The organism is Granulicella sp. S156, assembly GCF_009766105.1.
In the GTDB taxonomy this organism is placed as follows: Bacteria; Acidobacteriota; Terriglobia; order Terriglobales; family Acidobacteriaceae; genus Granulicella.
Window position 1 is genome coordinate 406,337 of sequence record NZ_LMUH01000009.1, and the last position, 25,665, is coordinate 432,001.

General features: G+C 58.9%; 15 protein-coding genes. 7 read left to right on the forward strand and 8 right to left on the reverse strand.

Going from position 1 to position 25,665, the window contains the following annotated elements:
- Positions 1–6: 6 nt before the first annotated feature.
- Complete coding sequence (locus GSQ91_RS09280) at positions 7–2,004, reverse strand: WG repeat-containing protein (RefSeq protein ID WP_158821250.1); 1,998 nt, start codon at positions 2,002–2,004, stop codon at positions 7–9.
- A gap of 128 nt (positions 2,005–2,132) precedes the next feature.
- Here GSQ91_RS09280 and GSQ91_RS09285 point away from each other — a divergent pair, with 128 nt between their 5' ends.
- Positions 2,133–2,765 carry a YceH family protein gene (locus tag GSQ91_RS09285; protein ID WP_158821251.1) on the forward strand — a complete coding sequence of 211 codons (633 nt, stop codon included), beginning with the start codon at positions 2,133–2,135 and terminating at the stop codon, positions 2,763–2,765.
- A 138-nt stretch (positions 2,766–2,903) separates the two neighbouring features.
- Positions 2,904–5,726 (forward strand): pitrilysin family protein, encoded by a 2,823-nt coding sequence (locus tag GSQ91_RS09290; RefSeq protein ID WP_254064456.1) that lies wholly within the window; start codon positions 2,904–2,906, stop codon positions 5,724–5,726.
- A gap of 82 nt (positions 5,727–5,808) precedes the next feature.
- On the opposite strand, the gene GSQ91_RS09295 is transcribed toward GSQ91_RS09290, so the two are convergent.
- On the reverse strand, positions 5,809–6,885 hold the full coding sequence (locus GSQ91_RS09295; protein ID WP_174240663.1) for an ACP S-malonyltransferase: 1,077 nt from the start codon (positions 6,883–6,885) through the stop codon (positions 5,809–5,811).
- Complete coding sequence (locus GSQ91_RS09300; RefSeq protein ID WP_158821254.1) at positions 6,882–7,355, reverse strand: DUF1772 domain-containing protein; 474 nt, start codon at positions 7,353–7,355, stop codon at positions 6,882–6,884. Before GSQ91_RS09300 ends, GSQ91_RS09295 begins: the two co-directional genes overlap by 4 nt.
- 102 nt (positions 7,356–7,457) lie before the next feature.
- Here GSQ91_RS09300 and GSQ91_RS09305 point away from each other — a divergent pair, with 102 nt between their 5' ends.
- Positions 7,458–7,796, forward strand: coding sequence for a helix-turn-helix domain-containing protein (locus tag GSQ91_RS09305; RefSeq protein ID WP_158821255.1), 339 nt, complete (start codon positions 7,458–7,460; stop codon positions 7,794–7,796).
- On the opposite strand, the gene GSQ91_RS09310 is transcribed toward GSQ91_RS09305, so the two are convergent.
- Complete coding sequence (locus tag GSQ91_RS09310) at positions 7,786–9,276, reverse strand: hypothetical protein (protein ID WP_158821256.1); 1,491 nt, start codon at positions 9,274–9,276, stop codon at positions 7,786–7,788. The genes GSQ91_RS09305 and GSQ91_RS09310 overlap by 11 nt on opposite strands.
- 313 nt (positions 9,277–9,589) lie before the next feature.
- Here GSQ91_RS09310 and GSQ91_RS09315 point away from each other — a divergent pair, with 313 nt between their 5' ends.
- Positions 9,590–10,483 (forward strand): glycerophosphodiester phosphodiesterase family protein, encoded by an 894-nt coding sequence (locus tag GSQ91_RS09315; protein WP_254064457.1) that lies wholly within the window; start codon positions 9,590–9,592, stop codon positions 10,481–10,483.
- A 350-nt stretch (positions 10,484–10,833) separates the two neighbouring features.
- Here the strand turns inward: GSQ91_RS09315 and GSQ91_RS09320 are convergent, their stop codons facing one another.
- From GSQ91_RS09320 to GSQ91_RS09335, 4 genes are read right to left on the reverse strand one after another with little or no spacing between them, the layout of a single operon-like run.
- A complete protein-coding gene (locus GSQ91_RS09320) occupies positions 10,834–12,357 on the reverse strand; it encodes an efflux transporter outer membrane subunit (protein WP_158821258.1) in 1,524 nt (507 codons plus the stop codon).
- 36 nt (positions 12,358–12,393) lie between these two features.
- Complete coding sequence (locus GSQ91_RS09325) at positions 12,394–15,540, reverse strand: efflux RND transporter permease subunit (protein WP_158821259.1); 3,147 nt, start codon at positions 15,538–15,540, stop codon at positions 12,394–12,396.
- A complete protein-coding gene (locus GSQ91_RS09330) occupies positions 15,537–18,881 on the reverse strand; it encodes an efflux RND transporter permease subunit (RefSeq protein ID WP_158821260.1) in 3,345 nt (1,114 codons plus the stop codon). The genes GSQ91_RS09325 and GSQ91_RS09330 overlap by 4 nt, the downstream gene beginning before the upstream one ends.
- The gene (locus tag GSQ91_RS09335) at positions 18,878–20,128 is read right to left on the reverse strand and encodes an efflux RND transporter periplasmic adaptor subunit (protein WP_158821261.1); all 1,251 of its coding nucleotides are present in this window, start codon (positions 20,126–20,128) and stop codon (positions 18,878–18,880) included. The genes GSQ91_RS09330 and GSQ91_RS09335 overlap by 4 nt, the downstream gene beginning before the upstream one ends.
- Before the next feature lie 530 nt (positions 20,129–20,658).
- Here GSQ91_RS09335 and GSQ91_RS09340 point away from each other — a divergent pair.
- The 3 genes from GSQ91_RS09340 (at position 20,659) to pheT (ending at position 25,575) form a co-directional block, all read left to right on the forward strand.
- Positions 20,659–22,203, forward strand: a complete 1,545-nt coding sequence (locus GSQ91_RS09340; RefSeq protein ID WP_158821262.1) for a UbiA family prenyltransferase — start codon at positions 20,659–20,661, stop codon at positions 22,201–22,203.
- A gap of 151 nt (positions 22,204–22,354) precedes the next feature.
- The gene (gene pheS, locus GSQ91_RS09345) at positions 22,355–23,458 is read left to right on the forward strand and encodes a phenylalanine--tRNA ligase subunit alpha (protein ID WP_158821263.1); all 1,104 of its coding nucleotides are present in this window, start codon (positions 22,355–22,357) and stop codon (positions 23,456–23,458) included.
- Between the two features lie 17 nt (positions 23,459–23,475).
- Positions 23,476–25,575 (forward strand): phenylalanine--tRNA ligase subunit beta, encoded by a 2,100-nt coding sequence (gene pheT / locus GSQ91_RS09350; protein ID WP_371417098.1) that lies wholly within the window; start codon positions 23,476–23,478, stop codon positions 25,573–25,575.
- Positions 25,576–25,665 lie beyond the last annotated feature (90 nt).

Here is a 25,665-nt window from a genome sequence, read left to right on the forward strand (position 1 = left end):
TTCGACTCACTTTGGGCGGACCCAGGTATCGGGGATTGCGAGCGATGTGCACTCTTCGCAGTGCAGGGTATCGGGTCCGGTGCGCCTGAAGGTGAAGCGACGAAGAGCTTTATTCTGGCATGCTTCCTGATTGGCCTTCATTGGAGCATCGACGAGTGCAAATCCATCGGTAGCAGGGCAGCGCATAAAGGTATTGGGCAGGAGAGGAGTTTGGGTTTTGGCAAACTCCCCGAAGAAGATGAATCCTTGCGTGTCGGACAGTTGTAGGCCGGGCCATACGGCCTCTCGTAGATCTCCATTGCGAAAGCCGTCGAGGACCTGCTTTTCTGTGGAGTAGTTCTCGGGTAGGTAACGTTCTGTGATGGCAGCTTTCACTATCTTCGCTATAGGGTTGTCATCGCTGGGAGCGTCGAGCACTGAGCCACTGGCTGGTTGAGCGGTCCAACTGCCATCGGGGTTGCGATGCAGCTGCAGCTTAACCGTCTTTTCGCCGAGAGAAAGCAGCACATCGTTATCCATGCCGGAGGAATCGACATACTTGTCATAGAGAAAGGGAACGAGAGGAGTTCCTGTCTCCGTCAAAATTCCAACCTTGCCGTTTTTGACGGCGAAGATCAATTCGAAGCCACTGAGCAACGAGAGATGGTCATAGATGGGAGGTAGCAGCACCTTGCCGGTCCAGCCATCGATCAGTTCGTCATGGCCATCTTTGGTAGCAACGAGGCGCGGATCATCGCGGTCAATAGCAGTGATCGCGTCGAACTCCGCAGGCATCCAGACTGCGCCAGCAGGTGAGAGCAGCCCGGACTTATCGTTTTTGGAGACGAGAAAGTAGGCAGGAACCTCCGGCCGGGTTTCGTCGCCAGGTGTCGATGCTGGTGGACGAAGGTTGGTGAGGTCCAGGTTGTCCCATACGAGGGGAACAAGAACCTTGCCGTCGCCATCTATGACCCCAAATTGATTCGCACCCTTTGTGTCGGTGATATGCGGGACGAATAAGGTGTTGGGTCCGGCAGTGATTTTGCCGATTCCTGCATATTGCAACGGCACCTTGATCTGGAGCTGCGAGTCGAGGAGGCCCCCTTTGTGGTCTTTGTAGGCAGCGAGACGAGTGCCAAGAGGGTCCAGGGTATCGAAGCGATGTTGTGGGATCACTTCGTGGAGTTGAGTGTCCAGGGCGTAGCTAGTGTCCGAAGTATTGACGATGAGCAACTTGCCTTCGGGCCACCAGGAGACACGCTGGTCCGTGGTGACAGGGAGGACGGGCTTGCCCTGGCTATCGAAAGCTCCCTGGGCATCGTCTTGTTCTTGTTCGGCAAGGATGAAAGGGCCGTGGTTACGAAGATTCCAACTCCCGAGTGGGATGACGAGGCGCCCGCTGGTTGGATCCATAGCGCCGTGCTGATCGCCTTGTCGCACTGTCCAGAGAAGGGAACTGTCGGCTTTGTCGGAGAAGCGGGGATCGTCGATGTCGTCGTAAGTGGTGCCCTTGATCGGCTGGCCGTGGTTGTCTAATAGCGATTCCTTGCCGTGCTGCTTGATGACAAAGCGTTGGACCTTGGGGATATAGCGGATGCCTTCGTATTCGAGAGGAATCAGAATGCGGCCTGTGGCATCGCAGATCCCTTCAAGTATCGGAGAGGATTCACTGCTTTTGTCGTTCTGAGATAGCCGGAAGAGTGGTGGGCCATCGCCTTCAAAAGGGCTGATGTCGTAATACGTGGCGGGCAAGATCATGTGGCCAGTCGTATCCATGAGGCCTGTGCGTTCGTGGATGCTGACGATGGCGATGCTGCCATGGGGGTGAATGCCGTTTAGTCCATCGATGACAACACTGCCGTCACCGTCCGCAGTACAGCGGACGGTGGGGCCAGTGCGGGTGCAGGTAAGATGCGCCTCCGGCCAGTGCAATTGACGAGGCGATTCTACTTTCTCCGTTTGTGCGTGAACTGCGGAGAAGACAGCGAAGAGAGCGAGCGCGGAATAAAGAGGTAAGCGGGACACAAAATATCATCTCTAAAAAATCAAAGTCTCGCAAAGTTCTTCCTGCTGTATGCAAGGCGACAAAAGTACGTGTTGTTTCTCAAACAGAAAATGCGCCCGAGGAAGGGCGGCTTCGATAGCATGAAGTTATGGTCGAACTGAATGTAGTAGAAGCGCGTGTGCTCGGGTCTCTAATGGAAAAAGAGATTACGACACCGGAATACTATCCGTTATCCCTGAATGCCCTGGTGAATGCATGCAATCAGAAGAGCAGCCGTGATCCGGTGATGGAGCTCGGCGAGGCGGATGTGCGCACGGCTTTGTTCGATCTTGAGGGCTTGGGATTGGCCAGGACCATTGCGGATACGCGCGTCTCGAAGTTCGAGCACCGCACGCGCGATGTGCTGAATCTGCGCCGTGATGAAGTGGCTGTGATCTGTCTGCTGCTGTTGCGGGGACCGCAGACCTCTGCGGAACTCCGTGCGCGGACAGAACGGCTGTATTCGTTTGACGACAACAATGCGGTACTTTCGACGCTGGAACGGCTGGCTGGGCGCGAAGAACCATTTACCGCTGTTTTGCCGCGGCAGTCCGGTGCACGTGAGGTGCGGTGGGTGCATCTGCTGTCTGGAGCCGTCAGTGAGGCTATGAGCGCTCCGCCCCGCGAGGAGGCTCCAGCTACAGGTCTTGCGCAGCGTGTCGAAGAGCTGGAGAAGCTGGTACGCTCGCTGGAGGAGCGGCTGGCAGCACTGGAGGGCTCCGGTGCTACAGTGCAGGAATAATCGTTTTCCTGCATAACCTGTTGTGTTGCGAATCGTCTATTCGCTAATCAGCTTATTCTGAAGAGCGCGCACTCCACTGGTTTGCTGCGCTTGTGCTTTTGGGTTCTGTTCTTTCCGAGGAGAATGATCGTGACGTCAATGAGCTTAAGGAAGTGCCTGGCAGCGGCGATGGCCGTATGCTTTGCAGTGAGCGGATCTGCGATAGCGCAGACGGACGGCAAGCTGAAGCTGCCGGAGATCAAATACGAAACCTATACTCTACCCAACGGGCTGAAGGTCATCACGCATGAGGATCATCGGCTGCCGCTGGTCGCGGTCGACCTGTGGTATCACGTAGGGCCGCTGAATGAGCGCGCTGGACGCACGGGGTTCGCGCACCTGTTCGAGCACATGATGTTCGAAGGCTCCGAGCATGTGGGCGAGAAGGCGCACATCAAGTTTGTGCAGGGCGCGGGCGCGACGGACGTCAATGGGACGACTGACTTCGACCGTACCAACTACTTTGAGACACTGCCAGCCAATCAGCTAGAACTCGGATTGTGGCTGGAGAGCGACCGCATGGGCTTCCTGATGGAGGGTCTGGATCGCAAGCTGCTGCAGAACCAGCGCGACGTGGTGCGCAACGAGCGCCGGCAGGGAGAAGGACGGCCCTATAGCGTTGCCGATGAAGCGTCTTTCCACTTGCTGTTTCCTCAGGGGCACCCCTACTACGGCAGCGTGATGGGTAGCCATGCTGACATCGAAGCTGCACGCATCGCCGATATCCGTGACTTCCACCAGCAGTTCTATACACCCAATAACGCGTCGATCGCGATTGCCGGCGACTTCGATCCGAAACAGCTCAAGGAGCTGCTGACGAAGTACTTTGGGCCGATCCCCCAGGGGCCGAAGGTTGAACCTCTGAATGTGGTGACGCCCCCGATTACTTCGCAGAAGCGCCAGACCATTACCGATACGGTGAAGCTGCCACGGTTGCAGATTGGGTGGCTCACACCTGCGGCCTATACGCCGGGCTCTTATGACATCGCCGCAGCGATGTTTGCGCTCGGAAGCGCGAAGGTCAGCCGCCTGGATAACGCGCTGGTCTACAAGGCGCAGGTCGCGCAGAGCGTCGAGTGCGACGTGGATTCGCTGAAGCTGACCGGGATGGCCGGCTGCAGTGTAACGGCCAAGCCTGGCGTGAAGCTCGAAGACCTGGAGGCCACGGTCTGGAGCGAGATTGCAAAGCTACAGAAAGAAGGGCCGACTGCTGAGGAGATCGAGGCCTACAAGACCACGAATCTCTCAGGGAAGATCGAGGGCTTGCAGCGCTTGGGCGGCTTCGGTGGCGTGGCGGACACGTTGGACAGCTACAACCAGTACACCGGCGACCCGGGCTATCTGCCCAAGGATATCGCGGCGATTGAGGCTGTGACTCCCGCCAGTGCAAAGGCTGCAGCGGCGAAGTACTTCACCAAGGACTCCTCTGTCGTGGTGTACTGCGTTCCCGGCGAAAAGGTGTTGCACGATGTTCCGCGAAGCCCCGACAACACCGATGCAGAGGTGAAGATCACCAACCCATACACGCCGGAGTTTGAGAAGTCGCAGGATTGGCGCAAGACGCCGCCTGCGGCTGGCCCTCCGGTAGCGGTGCATCTGCCGGTTCCACAGACCTTCACCCTGGCCAATGGCTTGAAGGTGTTCGTGGTGGAAGACAGGTCATTGCCGATTCTGGCGGCGTCACTGGTAGCGCGTGCCGGCAGTGAAAACAACCCTCAAGATAAAGCCGGGCTTGCATCACTGACGGCACAGACCATGGGCGAGGCGACTACCTCGCGCGATCTGAAACAACTGGCCGACGCGCAGGAGCGCATTGGAACGCGTGTGTTTGTGAGCACCTCCATGGATGGCGCGACGGCCGGCATGACGGTGCTGACCAACCATGAGCATGCCGGGATGGACCTGTTCGCGGATGTGATTCAGCATCCCGCCTTCAAGGCCGAGGATCTGGATCGGCTGCGCAAACAGCGGCTGGTGGGTATCGCGCAGGAGGGCGATTCGGTTTCGGCCATGGTCTTCCGCGTCGGGCCTAAGTTGCTCTATGGCGACCAGCCTTATGGAAACTCGGAGACGGGTACGACCGAGAGTGTCACTGCGCTGACGCGCGACGACGTGTCGAGCTTCTACGCCAGCCACTATGGCCCTGCGGACTCGGCGCTGGTACTGGTCGGCGATGTGGACCAGGTTGAGGCGAAGAAGCTGGCAGAGCAGTACTTCGGCGGCTGGACGGGCAACGCCTCAGCGGCGATTACTCTGCCTCCTGCCCCAGAGTTGCAGCCGACGCATGTGGTCATCATCGACAAGCCCGGAGCCCCGCAGACAGCATTGTTTGCATTCGGTACAGGTGTTCCTGCGAACTCGCCTGACCTACCGGCGGTCCAGGTGATGAACTACACACTGGGCGGCAGCTTTGCCAGCCGCATCAACATGAACCTGCGCGAGGTGCACGGCTATACCTATGGTGCAAGCTCACGCTACGCGTCTTATCGCGGCATCGGACCGTTTCAGGCGGGGGGCCTGGTTCGTACCGACGTGACTGGTGCGGCTGCCAAGGAGTTGATGGGTGAGATCAAACGCTTCCCCTCCACACCACCAACCGACGCCGAGTTGAACGAGGCAAAGGTCGCTCGCATCCAGTCGCTGCCGGGTCAGTTTGAGACGAGTTACTCGATTGCCGGTTCGATCGGCTCGATCTTCCTCTACGAACGCCCGCTCGACTACTACGCCGCGCTTCCCGCGAAGTATCGCGCGGTAACTTCGGCTGACGTCGCGCGTGTTGCGAAAGAGGACGTGCATCCTGATGAACTCATCATCGTGGCGGCGGGCGATCGTGCCAAGATTGAGCCGCAGTTGAAGGATGCGGGTCTCGGGCCGGTCGAGGTGCGGGATATCCATGGAACGCTAGTGACGGACGCGAAGTAAACGGACGTTGCGGCAAAACAAAGAGAGGCGCGGCCCATGGGCCGCGCCTCTCTGCATGAATTCGGGAACAGCACAGCGCTGCTCAGGCAAAAGCGGCGAGCGTCTTCTCCAGGCTCGCGGGATCTTCGATGTTTGTTGTCGCGAGAGCGCGGTCGATCTGACGATTGAGGCCGCTGAGCACCTTGCCGGGGCCGACTTCGATGTAGTGCGTTGCGCCGCTCTGCTGTAGCAGCTTGATGCACTCCACCCAGCGAACAGCGCCGGTTACCTGCCGTATGAGCGCGTCGCGGACTTCGGAGCCACGGGTCATCAGGCGGGCGTCGACATTTGCTGCGACGGGGAAGGCTGGATCGGCGAAGGCGATGGATTCCAGGCGGCTGGTGAGTTCATCCTGCGCGGGCTGCATGAGCGCGGAGTGGAAGGGGCCGCTGACCGGAAGCATGACGGTGCGCTTGGCTCCTGCCTCTTTGCAGAGGGCTGCGGCACGCTCGACGGCGGCAGCGGTGCCGGAGATGACGATCTGGTCGGGCGAGTTGATGTTGGCGGGTGCTACGACGGCGCCGACGCGTGATGCGGCCTCGACGGGAGTGCTGGCCGGGTTATTAGGGTCGGCGAGAGCCTCCACTGCGGCGGAGGCCTGAGAGCTGGGGTTGCCGGGGTCCTGAGGAGGCGCCTGGGTCAACTCGTCGGCGACACGTGCGCAGATGTCGTTGATCTGCTCTACAGGTAGGCCAAGGATCGCTGCCATGGCTCCTTGGCCTGCGGGCACGGCTGACTGCATGAACTGGCCACGCAGGCGTACGGTACGCACCGCGTCGGCGAAGCTGAAGGTGCCTGCGGCAACATGCGCGGAGTACTCCCCGAGCGAGTGCCCTGCGGCCAAGGCGATGGACAAGCCGCGCGACTTCAACTCCGGCTCCAGCACGCGCAGGGCTGCTGTCGATACCGTGAGGATCGCCGGCTGCGTATGCTCGGTGCGTTTGAGCTCTTCCTCAGGGCCTTCAAAGATGACCTTTGACAGGGCAAAACCGAGAGCGTCGTCGGCCTCTTCAAAGACCGCGCGGGCGGCGGGAAACGTGTCGTATAGCGCGCGACCCATGCCGACGGTTTGGGAACCCTGGCCAGGGAAGAGAAGGGCGATCTGTGGCAAAATGCTCATCTGCATAGTGTAGCGAGTTGGTGCGCGGTGAGCATAGCGTACACAGCGCAGGCGAAGGCGAAGGTGAGCACGCCAACGCGCCAGCGGTGGAGGATGTCCCAGCGGCGGTGTTCCTTCTGCCAGCTCGAGGGCGAAGCCTCGGGCGGCAGCGCGGCGATCCGATTATTGATCGGAACAAGCGTGGTGACGGTAAAGACGATGACTGCCGCCCACAGACTGGAAGCGATGATCAGGAAGGGGAATACTGTCTCGTGGCGATAGAGAGCTGTTTCCGCGAGAAGAAGCAGTAGGCAGAGCGCGTACCAGAATGGCATCGCCTTGCCTAGAAGCCGCGCAAAGAGACTGAGAGCCTGGGTTCGCGGACGGGGATCCAGTTGCTGCATGACGGGGTTGATGAAGAGGGAGACGGTAAGCTCGTTGCCGATCAGCAGGCCAAGGCAGAGGATAGTGAACAGGTTGAAGAAGATCATGACGGCAGACTCCTGGTTTGCGTACAGGCTTCTGATTCGCTGCAGGGCATTGCCGTTTCAGAGAGGTGTGCTGACAAATTTGTCAGGCACGGAGGTGGGCAGATGGCAGTTTCGAAGAAGGAGAGATCACCGTGCCCCATCGACGCGATGCTATCGGTGATCGACGGGCGATGGAAGGGAACGATCCTGTGGCATCTTGTGTCGACGCCGTTGCGCCCGAGTGAACTGCGTCGCCAGATTCCGGAGATTACCGAGAGAATGTTGATCCGTCATCTGCAGGAGCTGGTGAGCGACGGGATTTTGTTGCGGCAGGAGGAAGAGGGTAGGCCGCGGTCTGTACGGTATTGCGTGTCGGAGTACGGGATGACTCTGGTACCGGTGTTGGAGAGCATCTGCGGGTGGGGCAGGAATCACCTGGCGCGGGTTGCCTCTATTCAATGACACCGGAGACGAAGATTTGCTCGGCTGTGGCGGAGGTCAGGCGGTAGAGCGCGAACTGGCGTGTCGATTGCGCACGCAGCTCGAAGAGCAGGCTGGCCCGGTGCCCGGCGTCCGGGTCGACGGCATCGACCAGCCGCATCCAGGGCGTGCGATCGAGGTGTGTGGCATCAGTGATCGAACTGAGGGAGACCTGTAGGTCTCCCGAGGGAAGGTGTTGCGCGACCAGCGTGAGATAGACAGGGCCGCCTGTTGTGACGGCTACCTCTGCCGTGTACACGAACGTTGGCAGGCCGTCGTAGCTCAAGGTATAGGGCGTGAGCTGCTCGTTGGAGAGTACAACCGGCGGCGGAGTTTGGGGTATGGGCGCGGCCTTCGCGGCGGTGCTCCGATGGGTACTCTTCCTGGCTGTTGTTTTAGGCGTTTGGTTCGCAGCAGGTGTTGTAGCGGTTGGCGGAAGGGTGAGGTGATTGATCGTGATGTAGTTGGCGACACGGGGTTGGGCAAGTGTCTGGAACTGGATCAGTGTCGCGGCGCGCTCCGTGGGAGTGGCCCACTCCCGCGCGAAGAGATGAGGTTCACGGTTCGCGGCGTCGGAGACGGCAGCGACCTGATGCAGATTGGGCGGCAGACTCTTGAGCTCTGCTGTAGGAGTGAGGCCCGCCGGCTTGCCTCGGCGCATGGTTGGACGGCTGGGGTCATCGTTCAACGATGTGCTCATACCGGTAACTGCTGATCCGCTGTCTTGCTTGCGACGCTGGGCGTCCTGCTTGGGATCGCGATGGCGCAGGGTGGGGCGATCTGGATCGTCGGCTGGCACGTCGCCGGTCGAGGTCGTTGTGGAAGTGCTCCCGGAAGTGCTTCCAGAATCGCTGTTGTCCCGGCGCGTCATGTGAGGTCTGTCGGGATCGTCGTCCGTTGGCTTTGTCGAGTCCGAAGTCGCGGGAGTGGTTTTGTCGGGTGAGGTAGTAGAGGTCGTAGTGCTCGGTGCGGACCTTCCGGCGAAGTGTGGTCTGTCGGGGTCGGAGCTCGCAACGATAGCCGCGGGGTGCGCGGAGGCGTGCAGGGCGGGAGCCTTCGGTTCGGCGGGTGTTGGCTTGAAGTTGCCATAGCCGAACCAGGCGGTTACAGGGTTGTCATCCGTGGCCGAGCGGTGTGTGACGACGTTGCGTGCATACTCGAGGTCCACTGTGCCTTCCGAGCGTCCTGCCTCTTCAATGGAGTACACGTTGCCGGTCTGCAGCGCGAAGGGGATGGGCTGCGTGAGGTATACCCCGGCATCTTCGAGGTGGCCGTTGATGAAGAGCGACACGGGAACAAGTCGTGCGGCGGTAGGCTTTGCGAGATCGCCTGTCCACTCATAGATGGCGACGGCTCGTGTCACGTGCTCGGGGGCCGCGACGCGATGTGTCTGTGCGCACACAGGCGCAGCGAGGAGTGCCGCCAGCAGAACCGGACCGCCAAAGGAAGAGCACTTGAGCATGCTTTTATTAGACGCCAAGAGACGGAACAGCGTTTCGAGGGGCATAGCCCAAGTGACATCAAACTGCGATGAGATGATCGATTTGCCGAGTATCACTGCCACCCACAATTCTAGAGATCATGCGAGCCACATCTCTAGAATTCTCTGATTACCCCGTACCCACTAAGGGCGCATTTATGTCATTCGCACCCGATACAAGGAGAACCCCTTTCCGCTGCCACCGCCTCTACGGACGGTTTATCATCCTGTAACTGAAAGAGTTGAAGCTGTCCGAATGTACAAAAAGCTTGCAGCCTCTTTGCTTCTCGGAGTTATGCCTTTGGCCGCCCAGACGATCCTGGTTCATGCGCATCGCGGAGGACGTGCGGCGCGACCGGAGAACTCCATCCCGTCGTTTGAGTTCGGGATCCAGCACGGAGCCGATGTTCTCGAGCTTGATCTGGCTGTGACCAAGGACAATGTCCTGGTCGTGTCGCATTCGCCGTACCTGACGCAGATGCACTCAGACGATCCGCGCATGGCTGCGGCTCTGGCGAATGAGCGGCAGTGCGTAGGACCGGCACTCCCTCCGGGAACGTTGATCCATTCGCTCACGCTGGCGGAGTTGAAGCAGTACGACTGCGGGTCGAAGACCCTGCCGGCCTTTCCGCACCAGGTAGCGGTTCCGCACACTACGATCCCGACCTTTGAAGAAGTACTGAACCTGGCTCCGCAGGGCACATTTGAGTACAACGTCGAGACCAAGATCTTCCCGAATCACCCGGAGATCACGCCAACACCGGAGGTGTTCGTGCAGATGATCGACGAGGCAGTGCGGCGGCACCATCTGGAGTCGCGCGTGATTCTGCAGAGCTTCGACTTCAGGACGTTGTTGGCGATGAGGAAGCTGGACCCGAAGATCCGTCTGTCGGCACTCTTCGGGCAGGCGAAGTATGACAGCTTCATGGGCCTCACTGACCCGGATAAAAGCTTCGCTCATATCGCGAAGATCACCGGGGCGGACATTCTGAGCCCGGACCAGAGCCTGGTAACGCCGGAAGAGGTTGCGACGGCTCACGCGGCAGGGGTGCAGGTCGCTCCCTATACGGTGAACACAGAAGAAGGCTGGAAGAAGATGGCTGATGCGCATGTCGATGCCATCATCACGGATGATCCGGTCGGGCTTCTGCAATGGCTGCGTGCACAGACCCCGCCTTTGCATCCGTAAGGGAGCATTGCCCACTGGCCGGATATTCAGATTCCAAGGCCTGAGGTCACGCTCGCGTTCGATACCGATCGCAGGCAGACTGCCGAGACACGCACGCGGCTCCTCGATAAGGTGGCAACCGACAATCTCCTGATAGGCGGCATGCACTTGAACTTTCCTGGGTTCATCCGCATTCATCGTGACGGCAATACGTATGCCATTCATGAGGAACGCTGGTTGCCAGATCTCAGATAATGGATGTTTTCGGTGCTATCCCAAATCTGCCATCTCGACCAAAAGCGCCCTTGGTCGAGATGACAGATTTGGTGTGATCTATTTCTGCATTACATTAGCGGTGCAATCGCTTTAGATCACTTCTGAATCGTCGTTTCGCCCTTGCTCAGTCTCTTCGAGACCTGTTCCGGTGTGGGTAGCTGGGTGCGATCCCATCCTCCGCCGAGAGCCTCGATCAACTGCACGGAAGCCGTCATCACGTTGGTATGAAGGGTGACGAGCGTCTGCTGATCCGTAAGCAAGGTGGTTTGCGCCGTAACTACATCGACGTAAGGGTCGATGCCTGTGGTGTAGCGCCCCATCTCCAAATCGAGATATTCCTTCGCGGACTGCTCGGCCTGTTGCTGTTGTTGAATCTGCGTGGACTGGATGCGTGTCGAGGAGAGGTAGTCTTCTACCTGCTGGAATGCAGTCAGGACGGCCTGCCGATAGCTAGCAACATCGGCGTTGTAGGTAAAGATGTATTGGTTCACGGTGGCACGGCGAAGGCCTGCGTCGTAGATAGTCTCGGACACAGATGGCCCGACCGACCAGAAACGGCTCGCTATGTCGAATAGGTGTTTCCAGCTCGAGCTCTCCAGGCCGCCTGATGCGCTCAGCGTAAGGGTGGGATAGAAGGCGGCATAGGCCACCCCAATCTGCGCGTTTGCTGAGGCCATATTTCGTTCAGCCGCGGCGATGTCGGGTCTGCGCTCCAGCAACTGCGACGGAACTCCGATTGGAATGGGCGGCGGAACTGCATCCAGTACTCTTATTGGGATAGAGAAGCCTGAGGCGTTCGTCCCGATCAGAACGGCGATGGCATGCTCATACTGGGCGCGCGCTACGCCGAGGTTTGTAGCGGCTGCCTGGGCATTCTGCAGTGTGTTCTGTGCTTCGACCACCGAGATCCGATCGCCAACGCCGGTGTCGTACTGAGCCTGCGTATAGTCCAAGGCCTTCTTGTCGGCTTCAATGGTTTGGTTGTAGAGGTCCTGCAGCGCGTCCTGACCGCGAATTTCGAAGAAGGTGATGGCCAGATCAGCCTGCTCGGTGAGGCGCTCATTCTCCAGATCGGCGGCGCTGAGCTGTGCGGCATACTGCTGCTCGTGGATCGTATTGCGAACCTTACCCCAGAGATCCGGCTCCCACGAAACATCTAGGGGGAGAGTCGTCAGGTTGGTCGTCAGGTTTTGGCCGGTCGTTGCGCTTGTAGTGCCTGAATTGTTTACGGTGTTCGCCGAGGTTCCCGCACGCGTATATCCAGGAGATGTGCCCACTGTGGGGTAGAGCTGGGAGCGGGCCTGTGCGATCAGGGTGCGCGCTTCCATGAAGTTCTCGAAGAATTGCTTGATGTTCTGGTTGTTGATGTTCAGCTGGTCTTCGAGTGCGTTCAATTCGGGATCGTTGTAGATCTCCCACCATTTGCCATGCAGCATGGCATCCTGTGGTTGCGCGACCTTCCAGGCATCGGAGTTGGGCGCCGGTGCTTCTTTATAGGCGACCGGCGGAGCCTGTGCCATGGCAGGCGGCACCTGATATTTGGGGCCGACCCTGCAGCCTGTCAGCAGCAGAGCCGCAACAGCAGAAGTAAGTGCAGCAGATTGACGGAAGGTAGTCATAGTTTTATGTCCATGCTTCTTCAAAATTAGTCCAGATTAATCTGGGGTGGAGGGCACAAGGCCATCCGTGGCACGAAAGTCGTCGTGGTGCTTGCCGGCTATGCGGAGGCGCAGCTTGTCGAACATGAGATAGACGACCGGAGTTGTAAAGAGCGTAAGCATCTGGCTGACGATCAGGCCGCCAACAATGGTAATGCCCAGCGGCCGGCGAAGCTCGGATCCCGTGCCTGTTCCAAAGGCCAGGGGGAGAGCGCCGAAGAGTGCCGCCATCGTGGTCATCAGAATGGGACGAAAGCGCAGCATGCAGGCCTCGAAGATGGCGTCTTCCGTATTCATGCCGCCCTCGCGTTCTGCCTGGAGGGCGAAGTCGATCATCATGATGGCGTTCTTTTTTACGATGCCGATCAGAAGAACGATGCCGATGATCGAGATGACGTTCAGGTCCTCCTTGAAGACCATCAACGCCAGCATGGCGCCCACGCTGGCTGACGGCAGGGTGGACAGGATCGTGATGGGGTGCACCAGGCTTTCGTACAGTACCCCGAGCACGATGTAGACCGCCAGAATGGCCGTCAAAATCAGATAGGGCTCGGTGCCGAGCGACTGCTGATACGCCTGCAGCGTTCCGGCGAATTGACCCTGAATCGACGTGGGGGTGCCGAGCTTCTGCTTCATCTGCTCGATTTCAAGCGTGGCATCACTGAGCGAAACGCCCGGCGCAAGATTGAAGGACACCGTAACGGAAGGAAAGAGCCCGGTGTGGTTGAGTGCCAGTGGGGTTGTATTGGCGCTGCTCTTCGTCATGGCAGCGAGTGGCGTATTCCCGCTGGCAGTCGTGCTGCTGCTCGAGGCGCCGTGGAAGTACACACTCTTCAAGCCCTCTGGGCTTGCCCAGTATTGGGGAGCGACTTCGAGCACAACGTAGTACTGGTTCAACTGCGTATAGATAAGCGAGACTTCAGATTGGCCGAAGGCTGCGTACAGCGCGGAATCGAGCGAACTGGCCGTCTGTCCAAGTTTTGCCGCAGTGACGCGGTCGTAGGTGAGAAGTTGGTCGAGGCCGCCGTTCTGTTGATCGGAGCTTACGTCCTGGAATCCGCGCAGATGCGTCATCGATTCCAACAGCTTCGGCCCCCAGGTCTGGAGGTCGTTCACATTGTCGGCCTGGATGGTGTACTGATAGAGCGCGTTGCTGGAGCGTCCCCCGATGCGCAGGTCCTGCGATGCCTGCAGGAAGGTCGAGGCTCCGGTCAGCTTATTCAGTGGGTTGCGAAGTTCATTGATGATCTGCGGAGCGCCATCCTTACGCTGCTTGGGCGCATGACTGCCCAATGGCTTGAGGATGACAAAGATATTTCCTGTGTTCGTCGCGCCGCCGCCGCCTGTGAAGCCGATCACGTTTTGTACTGATGGATTTTTCTTGATTACGTCCTCAGCCTGCAGCAGAGAGGAGTTCATCACTGGATAGGACGCGTCCTGGGGGCCGCGAATAGCTCCAGACAGCGAGCCAGTGTCCTGTTGCGGGAAGAATCCCTTCGGGATTTTGATGATGATGACCACATTGAGAGCGATGGTCAAAAGCAGAACCGTAAGCATGAGCCCTGGGTTTTCCAGCACCCAGTGGAGACTCCTTCGATACAGATTCAAAACCCAGTCGAAGGCGCTCTCTGTCGCCATGTATATCCGGCCATGCTTCTTGCCGTGGTCGTGCTTCAGCAGATAAGCACACATCATGGGCGTGGTGGTCAGGGAGATGGCCATCGACACCACGATGGCGGTAGAGAGAGTAACAGCAAACTCGCGGAAGAGGCGGCCTACGATTCCGCCCATCAGGAGCAGCGGGATAAAGACCGCGATCAGCGAGATGCTGATGGACACCACGGTAAAGCCGATCTCTTGTGCCCCCTTCAATGCAGCTTCAAAGGGGTCCATTCCATTTTCGGTATGGCGCGTGATGTTTTCCATCACGACGATGGCGTCGTCCACCACGAAGCCGGTCGAGATGGTCAGGGCCATCAAAGACAGGTTGTCGAGGCTGTAGCCGAAGATGTACATGATCGCAAAGGTACCGATCAATGAAACCGGAACGGCGACAGCGGGAATGAGTGTGGCCCGGCCGTTGCGCAGGAAGACAAACACGACAAGGACGACCAGGCATACGGAAAGAATGAGCGTACTTTCGACATCGTCAACCGATGCGCGGATCGTCGTCGTACGGTCCAGAACCTTTGTTACCTTGATGCCCTGCGGGATGGACGCTTCGAGCGAAGGCATCTGCGCATCGATACGATCGACCGTGTCGATGATGTTGGCTCCCGGCTGGCGGAAGACGACAAGCACGATGGAGCGTTTGCCGTTCAGATAGCCGCCGGCCCGTACGTTCTGCACGGAGTCGACCACATCGGCCACATCCGACAGCCGTATCGCCGCGCCCTTGCTGTAACCGACGATGAGCGGCTTATAGTCTTCGGCATGCGAGATCTGACCATTCACCACGATGTCGGCGCTGACATCGCCATTCGTGATTTGTCCGCGTGCCAGGTTGGTGTTCTGCAGGCTCAGGACAGACTGCAGATTCGACATCGCCAACCCATAGCTGGCAAGCTTGGTTGGATTTACCTCCACACGCACGGACGGCAGTGCACCGCCACCGGCACTCACCTGGCCCACGCCTTGAATCTGTGAAAGCTTCTGCACCATCACGGTGGAAGCTTCGTCGTAGAGCTTGTCCGGGCCATAGACGTCGGAGGTAAGGCCGAGGAGCATGATCGGCGAATCGGCCGGATTCACCTTGCGATAGGTGGGGTCGCTGGGCAGGTTGGCGGGGAGATAGGTTCGAGCGGCGTTAATGGCCGCTTCTACGTCGCGCGCCGCGCCATCGATGTCACGACTCAGATCGAACTGAATGGTGACCGAAGTTGAGCTTAGGCTGCTGGAAGAGGTCATCTCCGTAACGCCGGCGATGTGGCCGAACTGCCGCTCAAGAGGCGTTGCGACGGACGACGCCATGATGTCCGCACTGGCGCCGGGAAGGCTAGCGCTGACGGAGATAGTAGGAAAATCCACCTGTGGCAGCGGCGAAACGGGAAGCACCGTAAACGCGATGGCCCCAGCGATGGCAATGGCAACCGTAAGCAGCGTTGTCGCTACCGGACGGTGGATGAATGGGGCGGAGAGACTCATGACTGCCCTGCCGGTTGCGGGGCTTCACCATTGTGCGGCGGGACTGGAGAGTGCTTCGGCTTGCGCGAGAAACGGCTCGCCAGATTGTCGAAGAAGATATAGATGACCGGAGTCGTGTACAGCGTAAGTACCTGGCTGAGCAGCAAGCCGCCGACCATGGCAATACCCAGCGGCCGACGCAACTCGGAACCGATGCCATGCCCGAACGCCAGTGGCAGACCGCCCAGCAGCGCAGCCATGGTGGTCATCATGATCGGGCGGAAGCGCAGCAGGCAGGCCTCATAGATGGCTTCAGTCGAGCTTTTGCCGTGCTGTCGCTCAGCCTCCAGGGCGAAGTCCACCATCATAATGCCGTTTTTCTTAACGATACCGATGAGTAGAACGATGCCTATGATGGCCACGACGCTCAGATCCTGATGGAAGAGGATGAGCGAAAGAAAGGCTCCGACGCCAGCAGACGGCAGCGTCGACAAGATCGTAATGGGGTGAATGAAGCTCTCATACAGAACGCCCAGAACGATATAGACCGTGACCAGGGCGGCGAGAATCAGCAGGGGCTCGTTGGACAGCGAGTTTCTGAACGAGGCCGCGGTGCCCTGGAAGTCGGCCTGCAGGCTGGCCGGCATATGCATGTCCTTCTGCACCTTGGTGATCGCCGTAATGGCGCCGCCGAGCGCAGCATTCGGGGCCAGGTTGAAGGAGACCGTAATCGATGGAAACTGTCCTTGATGCGTGATGGAGAGAGGTTCCGTCGTGGTGTTGAAGTGCGAGAACGCACTCAGAGGAACAGGGCTGCCGTAACTGGAGCTTGTAGTGCCGGCCGAGGTTGCCCCTCCGCTGGAGGCTGCCGTGCTCGACGTGAGCGCGTTGACCGGTGCGGAGATCGTGCTGGCTGAAGGCGTGTAGAGCGCGGAGCCGGTCAGTGCGTTCGAGCCGGCTGAAGTAGAACCATTTCCCGAAGAGGTAGAAGCACCGGCGCCGGTCGCGCCGGACGAGGCATTGGACTGGATGAAAATGTGATCCAGCTTATTGGGATCAAGTTGGAACTGCGGCTGGGCCTCGAGAATCACGTGATACTGATTCAGCTGCGTGTACATCGTGTTGATCTGCCGCTGTCCGAAGGCGTCGTACAGGGTGTTGTCGACTGTTGTCGGAGCGATGCCCAGCCGGGAAGCCGTTACGCGGTCAAGCGCCAGGGATACGGCGAGCCCGCCCAGCTGCTGATCGGTGGCAACGTCCTCCAGTTCGGGCAACTTCTTTAGTTGCGTCACGAAACGGTTTGTCCAGTCGTTCAGCTCGTTCTGGTCGGGATCTTCAAGCGTGTACTGATATTGCGTGCGGCTGACCCGGTCATCAATAGTGATGTTCTGCACCGGCTGCATGAAGAGCTGAATACCCTGCACCTGGTCGTTGAGCTTTTGTTGCAGCCTGCGAATGACGTCGGAGGCGTTTATGTCGCGTTCGCCTGACCCTGAACCGAGAGGCTTGAGATTGATCGAAAGTCTGCCGCTATTGGTCGTGGTATTGGTGCCGTCCGCGCCAATAAAGGAAGACAGGCTCTCTACGGCGGGGTCCTTGAGAATGACATCCGCCAACTCCTTCTGTTTCTCCGCCATGGCTTTTGTGCCGATGGTCGGCGGCGCCTGCGAAATCCCTTGGATCACGCCGGTATCCTGCACCGGGAAGAATCCCTTGGGGATGATGATGTACAGAAAGACCGTGAGCATCAGCGTCGCAAGAGCAACGAAGAGTGTGATCGTCTGGAACCGCAGAACGAACTTCAGAGTGCGTCCATAGAACGCGATCATACTTTCGAAGACGTGTTCCGACATCTTGTAGAAACGTTTCTGTTCGGCTTCGGGATCGTGCTTCAGGATGCGTGAAGCCATCATCGGCGTTAGCGTCAGCGAAACTACCGCCGAGATCACGATGGTGACAGCGAGGGTGACGGCGAACTCGCGGAAGAGGCGGCCGACGACGTCGCCCATGAAGAGCAGTGGAATCAGCACTGCGATCAGCGATACCGTCAACGAAAGAATGGTGAAACCGATCTGCTCCGCGCCTTTCAATGCCGCCTGTAGCGGAGGGTCTCCTTCCTCCAGGTAGCGCGAGATGTTTTCCACCATGACGATCGCGTCGTCGACGACGAAGCCCGTCGAGATGGTCAATGCCATCAGCGAGAGGTTGTCGAGGCTGTATCCCAGAGCGTACATAGCCCCGAAGGTGCCGACCAGCGAGAGCGGTACGGCCACACTGGGAATAATGGTGGCGTAGAGATTGCGCAGGAAGAGAAAGATGACGAGGACGACCAGCCCGACCGTCAGCATGAGTTCAAACTCGACATCGTCGACGGACGCCTGAATGGAGGTCGTCAGGTCGGTGAGCGTTGTGACCTCAATACCCTTGGGCAGGTTCGCTTCCAGCTGTGGCAACAGGCTCTTGATGCTCTTGACGACACTGATGGTATTGCCGCCCGGCTGCCGTTGCACGTTCAGGATGATGGCCGGCGTCTGGTTCATCCAGGCTGCCTGCGTGGTGTTCTCCACACCATCAATGATGTTGGCAACATCGGGCAACATGACCGGCGCGCCATTGCGATACGCGACTACGACCTTTTTGTAGTCATCGCTGGTGACGAGCTGGTCGTTCGCGTCGATCTGATAGTCCTGCCGAGGGCCATCGAAGTTACCCTTCGCGGCGTTGACGCTGGCGTTGCTGACCGCAGTGCGAAGATCTTCGAGGTTAATTCCATAGGAAGACAGCGCGGTGGGGTTCACCTGGATGCGCACAGCCGGCTTCTGGCCGCCGCTGATACTTACCAGGCCTACGCCATTGAGCTGCGAGATCTTAGGTGCGAGGCGGGTGTCGACGAGGTCTTCCACCTGCGAGAGCGGAATTGTGCTCGATGTGACCGCCAGCGTCAGCACAGGAGCGTCGGCGGGATTCGTCTTGCTGTAGATCGGCGGGGCAGGCAAATTCGCAGGCAGAAAGCTCTGCGCGGCATTGATCGCCGATTGCACCTCTTCTTCCGCGATATCGATATTCAGGCTCAGGTTGAACTGCAGCACAATAACCGAGTTCCCGCCGGAGCTCGTGGAGGTCATCTGGCTCAGACCCTGCATCTCGCCAAACTGCCGTTCAAGTGGCGCGGTGACGGTGGTGGCCATGACATCCGGGCTGGAGCCCGGATAGAACGTGAGCACCTGAATGGTCGGATAATCGACCTCCGGCAACGCGGAAACGGGGAGCTGCGTATAAGCAACAATGCCAATCAGCAGAATTGCCGCCATAAGCAGCGCCGTCGCAACAGGACGGAGGATAAATGGACGCGAAGGACTCAAGGAGCAGTACTCCCACTGGTGGTGCTGACGGGAACCGGTTTGTTGGAGATGGAGACCTTCGCTCCATCCTGGAGCTTGTCGAAGCTGCTATCGGCGAGAACATCTCCCGGATCAATACCAGTGACTTGCGTCGTGTCTCCGTCGGTCACGCCTGCCTGGATGTTTTTCAGGTGGGCGACATTGTTCTGGATCACGTACACAAACGCTATCTGGCCGTTATGCTGAATCGCCGAAGTGGGAATCAGTGTGGCGTCGTGCAGGGTATTCACCAGCAGGCGGGTATTTACGAACTCGTTGGGGTAGAGCGAAGAGTCCTTGTTGACGAAGGTGGCGCGGCCCTTTACGGTTCCGGTCGTCGTATCGATCTGGTTGTCCAGGCTCGATAGTGTGCCGGTTGCAATCTGTTTCAGCGCTGCCCGGTCATAGGCATCCACGGCCAGCTTAGAGCCCTTGTGCATCGGGGCCACAACCTGTCCAAGACTATCTTCGGCAATGGTGAAGATGACGGTGATCGGTTGAATCTGCGTGATCACTGCGAGGGTTGTGCCTCCGGTGGACTGAACCACGTTACCCGGATCCACGAGACGCAGGCCGACACGGCCTGTAATGGGAGAGGTGATGTGGCAGTAATCGAGCTGAACCCGGTCGAACGCCACGGTGCCCTGGTCGTTCTTTACGGTGCCTTGATCCTGCAGAACAATCTTTTCCTGGTCGTCCAGCGTCTGCTTGGGAATGGCGTTCTTGGCCCAGGCAGCTTGGTAGCGCTCCAGGTCCATCTGTGCCTGTGCCAGTACGGCCTCGTCCTTCTCCAGAGTGCCCCGCGCTTCCAGGAGAGTCGCCTCGTACGGCTTCGGATCGATGTCGATCAGTGGATCGCCCTTACGCAGCAACTGGCCTTCTTTGTAGTGCACTGACAGGATGATCCCGTTCACCTGGCTGGTGATGGAGGAGGTGTAGACCGGCGTGACGGTGCCAATGGAATCGAGATAGACCCCGATGTCACCCTTGCGCGCTGTAACGGTATTGATCGTCGCGGTTCCGCCGGCAGCGCCATGACGCCCGGTCGCGGGCTTCGCCGTGTCGTCGTGGTGATGCAATACCAGGTAGAATCCCACCGCGAAGATAAGCAGTAAAAGGACCCATACGATAATCCGTACCGTTCCACTGTGTTTGGGTTTCCCCGCAGTAGAGGCAGGCAGTTGATGATCGGGGCCGATCAGTGGGCGCTCATTCGAATCAGATTGCAACGGTGTCTCCTGACCAAGGACGAAGGATCATAATCGTACTACGCAGCTTTGGCTCTCTTATGAAAGACGAACCAGCTCCTTCAGCAGTTGCAACCCTGAAGTACGCCAGCCTCAAGGCTAGAGCAGTTTTACAGTGGGTGTAGAGCGGAGCGGAAGATTTTTGCGTGGTTTTCTCCAAGAAAACCACACTGCAATCCTTTTCCGAGGCCACGGTAACTGTGAAACTGCTCTAGATCGCCAGACACAGATGTACTTACTAAGATGCAACTTATTTTTTATAACCGATATAAATATTAGGGTTGAGTTGAGCTGCAAGGCCGAGGGACGTCATTCGGTAGATAGCCAGCCACGGAAGCGGGGCATCTTGTCAGGATGCGGGTGGAAGATCATCCTTACCGCTCCATGCCCGAACCTTTGGGTGTGACCTGCTTCAGGGGCTAGCCTGCAACATGTTAACCATACTGGCAGGTATAGTGACGCAAAGGGGTCGGTGAAGGTTTCCAACGTCAATTTGCGGGAGAGCGATAATCGTGCTGCAGACGGAGTCAGCGAGTGGCCGTGAGGAGCTTAGACGGGACGGCATAGGGCCGCACCTTGTTCTGCCCGCTGGTTTGCCGGTGTGTGTGGATCTGGATGGCACCCTCATCAAATCTGACTCGCTGGTCGATTCGGTGCTGGTCATGGCGCGGCAATCTCCTCTTGAGCTGTTGGGCATTCCCGGTTGGATCGCGCAGGGCAAGGCAGCCTTTAAACGGCATGTGGCCTCCGCGATTGAACTGGATGTGGAGCATCTGCCCTACAACCGCCCTTTGCTGGAATGGCTTCGTCAGCAGGCGGCCGAAGGCCAGGAGATCTATCTGGCGACGGCGGCTGATCGCGCTCTGGCTGACCGCGTCGCAGCATATCTTGGGATCTTCCGTGGGGTTTTGGCTTCCGACGGCGCAACAAACCTGGCCGGAGGCAACAAGCTTGCAGCGTTCCGCGAGCGCTTCGGCGACAACTTTTGTTACATCGGTAACGCCAGGCCCGACGCCGAGGTGCTGGCCGTCTGCCAATCGCCCATGGTCGCTAATCCGGATCGTGCGCTGCGGACAGCGATGCAACATGCGGGAACGTCTCCAGTTGCAGTCTTCAACGACAGCTCTCCCAAGCTCAAGAGCTGGCTGAAGGCTGTGCGGCTGCACCAATGGGCCAAGAACACTTTGATCTTCGTTCCTCTGCTGCTCGCCCATGCCTGGAACTCAGATACGTTTACGGACACTTTTGCAGGAGCCGTTGCCGCTTTTCTCAGCTTCGGCCTCTGCGCCTCTGCGACTTACATCATCAATGATTTGTTGGATATAGAAGCAGACCGCAGACACCCTCGCAAACGAAACCGTCCTTTTGCGGCAGGTGATCTGTCGGCAATCTCGGGCGTAGTGGTGGTCGTGCTGCTGATGATCGCAGCCGTAGTCCTGGCGGTTGCGCTTCCCCGGATCGTCGCGGCCGCGCCGGGTCCCTATGAGCTGGCACGGCCCTATAAGTTCCTGTCCTGGCTCGCAATCTACACGGCGACGACCTTGACCTACTCCTTATATCTGAAGCGCAAACTGCTCTGGGACGTTTTTGTCTTGAGCGGGCTGTACACCATTCGCATTCTTGCCGGCAGCGGGGCCACAGGCATCGTGGTCTCGGCCTGGCTGGCGGGTTTCAGTGTCTTCTTCTTCCTTTCCCTGGCCTTCGTCAAGCGATTTAGCGAGTTGGAAGGCCTGCAGGCCAGCGGGAAAGTAGTCACCAATGGGCGAGGTTACTTCGTCAGTGACCTGGAGCAGCTGCGTGCCTTGGGAACCGGTGCGGCCTATGCGGCGGTCGTCGTAATGACGCTGTATATCAATAATCCTGAGAGTAAGCTGCTCTACCACCATCCTGTCCGCCTGTGGTTGGTGGTTCCGGTGCTTTTGCTATGGCTGAGCCAGATATGGATGCTGGCTAGTCGTGGCGAAATGCACGACGACCCCGTGGTCTTTGCCATTACGGACAAGCGCAGCCTGCTGCTGGGCGCGCTGATGGCGGTGGTCATCTGGTGGGCGCTGTAAGCATTTCCCCTATTACTGTGAATCGGATGAGTTCTGCGAGTGCCGTTTTTCTTGGGAAAAAACCGCGCACAAGTCTTTCCTTTCGGCCTGCACCCATAGGGGAAATGCTGTAGGGGCGGTTTAGAATAAAAAGGCGACCTAGGGAAAACCGTTGAATATTCCGCAACTTATAGATTTCACAGAGGCGTCACTCGATGCCGCCTTCGCTTCCGTTCGCAATGAAGCAGAAGCCGCCGTTGCCGCGCCCGGCTTTGAGGCCGAGCAGTTCCGGCTGGAGTGGCTGGGGCGTAAGCAGGGTCACCTGAAGGCGATCTCCGATGCATGGCTCAAAGCCGCGCCGCCAGAGGCGAAGAAGCTGATCGGCCAGCGCTTCAATGCGCTGAAGGAACAGGTTGAAGGCTTTCTGATCGCAGCCAGCGCGGGTGCGGTGGTCAAGCCTGCTTCAGCGGGGCTGGATGTAACGCTCCCTGGCAGCTCCCAGCGCGTCGGCGTCGAGCATCCGTTGGTCAAGACGATGGCCGAGATCGTCGGCGTGTTCCAGCGTATGGGCTATTCCGTTGGCCTGGGACCTGAGGTCGAGAGCGATTTTTACAACTTCGAGGCATTGAACTTTCCGCCCAACCACCCCGCCCGCGATACGCAGGACACGCTGGTCGTCGCCGAGCAGGAGGGCAAACCGCTGCGCGAGCGTCTGCTGATGCGTACGCATACGTCACCGGTGCAGATCCGCTCCATGCTGGAGCAGGCCCCGCCACTGCGGCTCGTGATTCCCGGCAAGGTGCATCGCAATGATGCTGCCGACGCCACGCACTCGCCGGTCTTCCACCAGGTCGAGGGGCTGTGCGTGGACACAAACATTACCTTCTCGGACCTCAAGGGCACGCTCGACCATGCCATGAAGGCGTTCTTCGGTTCGGCGGTCAAGACGCGTTTCTTCCCGTCGTTCTTTCCCTTCACCGAACCGAGTGCGGATGTGCAGATCTCCTGCATCTTCTGCGGCGGCAAGGGCTGCCGCAAGTGCAAGTACTCGGGCTGGATCGAGCTGCTGGGCTGCGGTATGGTCGACCCCGCGGTCTTCGAGGCCGTGAACCAGCGCCGCATCGAACTGGGTCACGACCCGGTCTATGACACCCGCCGCATCAGTGGTTTCGCTTTCGGCATGGGCGTGGATCGTATTGCGATGATGAAATACGGAATTAGCGACATCGGATTGCTTTATTCCGGTGATATGAGATTTTTGGAGCAGTTCGCTTGAATATTCTGACGAAATGGTTGAGATCCTATCTCCCTGAACTGTCGGTCGACGATCGCCAGCTTGCCGAAGATCTAACCTTGCGTGGTATCGCGGTTGAAGGTGAGTTTGACGCTTCATGTGGCGGTTCGCGCTTTGAGATGGACATCACGACCAACCGTGTCGACGCCATGAACCACTACGGTGTTGCACGCGAGACAGCGGCGATCTATGACGTGCCGCTTGCTTCGTTGGCGGAAGGTATTGCCGCACCGGTTGCTGAGACGGCAAAGGGCGAAGGTTTCCCGGTGCGCATCGAAGCGCGCGATCTATGCGGGCGGTTTACAGCGCGAGTGATTCGCGGCGTTACGGTTGGACCTGCAAAGGGCCTTGTGGCCGGGTACTTTGCCGCGCTGGGACAAAAGCCGATCTCCGCCCCGGTAGATGTAACGAACTTTGGATGGCTCGCAATGGGTCAGCCCACGCATGTGTTCGACCTCGACACCCTTGAGGGCGGCATCGTTGTGCGCCGTGCGAAGGCGGGCGAGAAGCTGCGGCTGCTCGATGGCACCGAGCGCACGCTGGTGGCGGATGATTTGGTCGTCGCCGACGAGAAGAAGGCTCTGGGGTTGGCCGGAGTGATGGGCGGATGGGACTCGCGTGTGACCGAGACCACGAAGAACATCCTTGTCGAGGCCGCATGGTTCGACCCGTCGGCGATTCGCGCGAGTTCGCGCCGTCATGGACTGCACACGGATGCCAGTCACCGCTTCGAGCGCGGAGCAGACTTCAATGCCGCACCGCTAGGAAATAATCTCGTTACCCGTCTGGTCGTCGAGCAGGCGGGCGGCGAAGTGGTGGGACCGCTGGTCGATGTCATCGTTCCTGAAATCCAGGCAAAGACCGCCGATCGTACGCCGATCGTGTTGCGCGTCCGTGAGGTGCAGCGGCACCTGGGCACGACGCTTGAAGACGCTGCGTGGCAGGGCGGCGAGCGGACATCCGGATTGAGTGAGGCTATTGTCGAGCAGTATCTCGGGGCTCTGGGTTGTGGGCTCACGGCGACCGGTGCGGTTGCAGGCGAGTATGGCGTCAAGCTGCCGAGCTGGCGGCTCGATCTGGAACGCGAGATCGACCTCATCGAAGAGGTGGCGCGCGTCTACGGCTACAACAAGTTTGCCGACACGCTCCCCGCATTTGCGGGTGCGGTCGTCGAACAACCGCATGCTGAGCAGGAGAGGGCGATTCGTGAGACCCTGTGCTCGCTGGGCTTCAGCGAGGCGATCTCCAGCACCTTTACTTCTGCTGAAGAAGCCGCGATGTTTGGTGGCGCGGCAGCAGGTGCTGTGGCGATGGGCAATCCGCTGAGTGAAGAGGCCGGCATGCTGCGGCCATCGCTGGTGCCGGGTATGGCGACGATGCTCGCGCATAATCTGCATCGCGATGTAAACGAGGTGCGGTTGTTTGAGCTGGGCACGGTCTTCACCGGATCGACAGCCGAGGTGAAGGAACATACGGGACTCGCGCTGGGCGCAACCGGAGCGGCTATCGCAACCTCGCTGTATGGGGCGCAGGACGCATTGTTCTACGAGACGAAGGGCGCTATTGAGCGGCTGCTCGCAAAGTTCGAAGGGACGGCGCGGTTCGATGCCGGGCCTCTTCCAGCGTGGATCGAGCCGGGCCGCGGTGCGCGCGCTTTGCTCGATGGCGAGGTGGTTGCGGTATTCGGGGAATTGAGTGCGTCCGAGTCGCAGCGCCGCAAGCTGCGCCAGACCTGCGTCCTTGCTGAAGTTGGAGCGAACCTCTTGCTGCGTCGCGCACTGCGGCAGCCGGTCTCCCGGGACATCTCGCGCTATCAGGCCGTCGAGCGCGATTTTTCGTTCGTCTTCCCGGACGCCGTGCGGTGGCAGCAGATCGATGAGGCATTGCGCGGGCTGGGTATCGCAGAAACGCAGCGCATTACGCCCGTCGAGATCTTCCGCGATGCGAAGGGCAAGGCAGTCGCTGCCGGGCATTACTCAGCGCTGGTGCGCGTAGTGTTTCAGTCGAACGAACGCACTTTGACCGAAGAGGACCTCGGTAGCTGGTCGGATAAGACTGTTACTGCGCTGGTTGGTCTGGGTGGGGTACATCGGGCATAGTGCAGTGAGATGAGAAGTGACAAGTGGTAAGTGACAAGTGATCTCCCTTCCACTTGTCACTTACCACTTCTCACTGCACTTCCCCAGAGA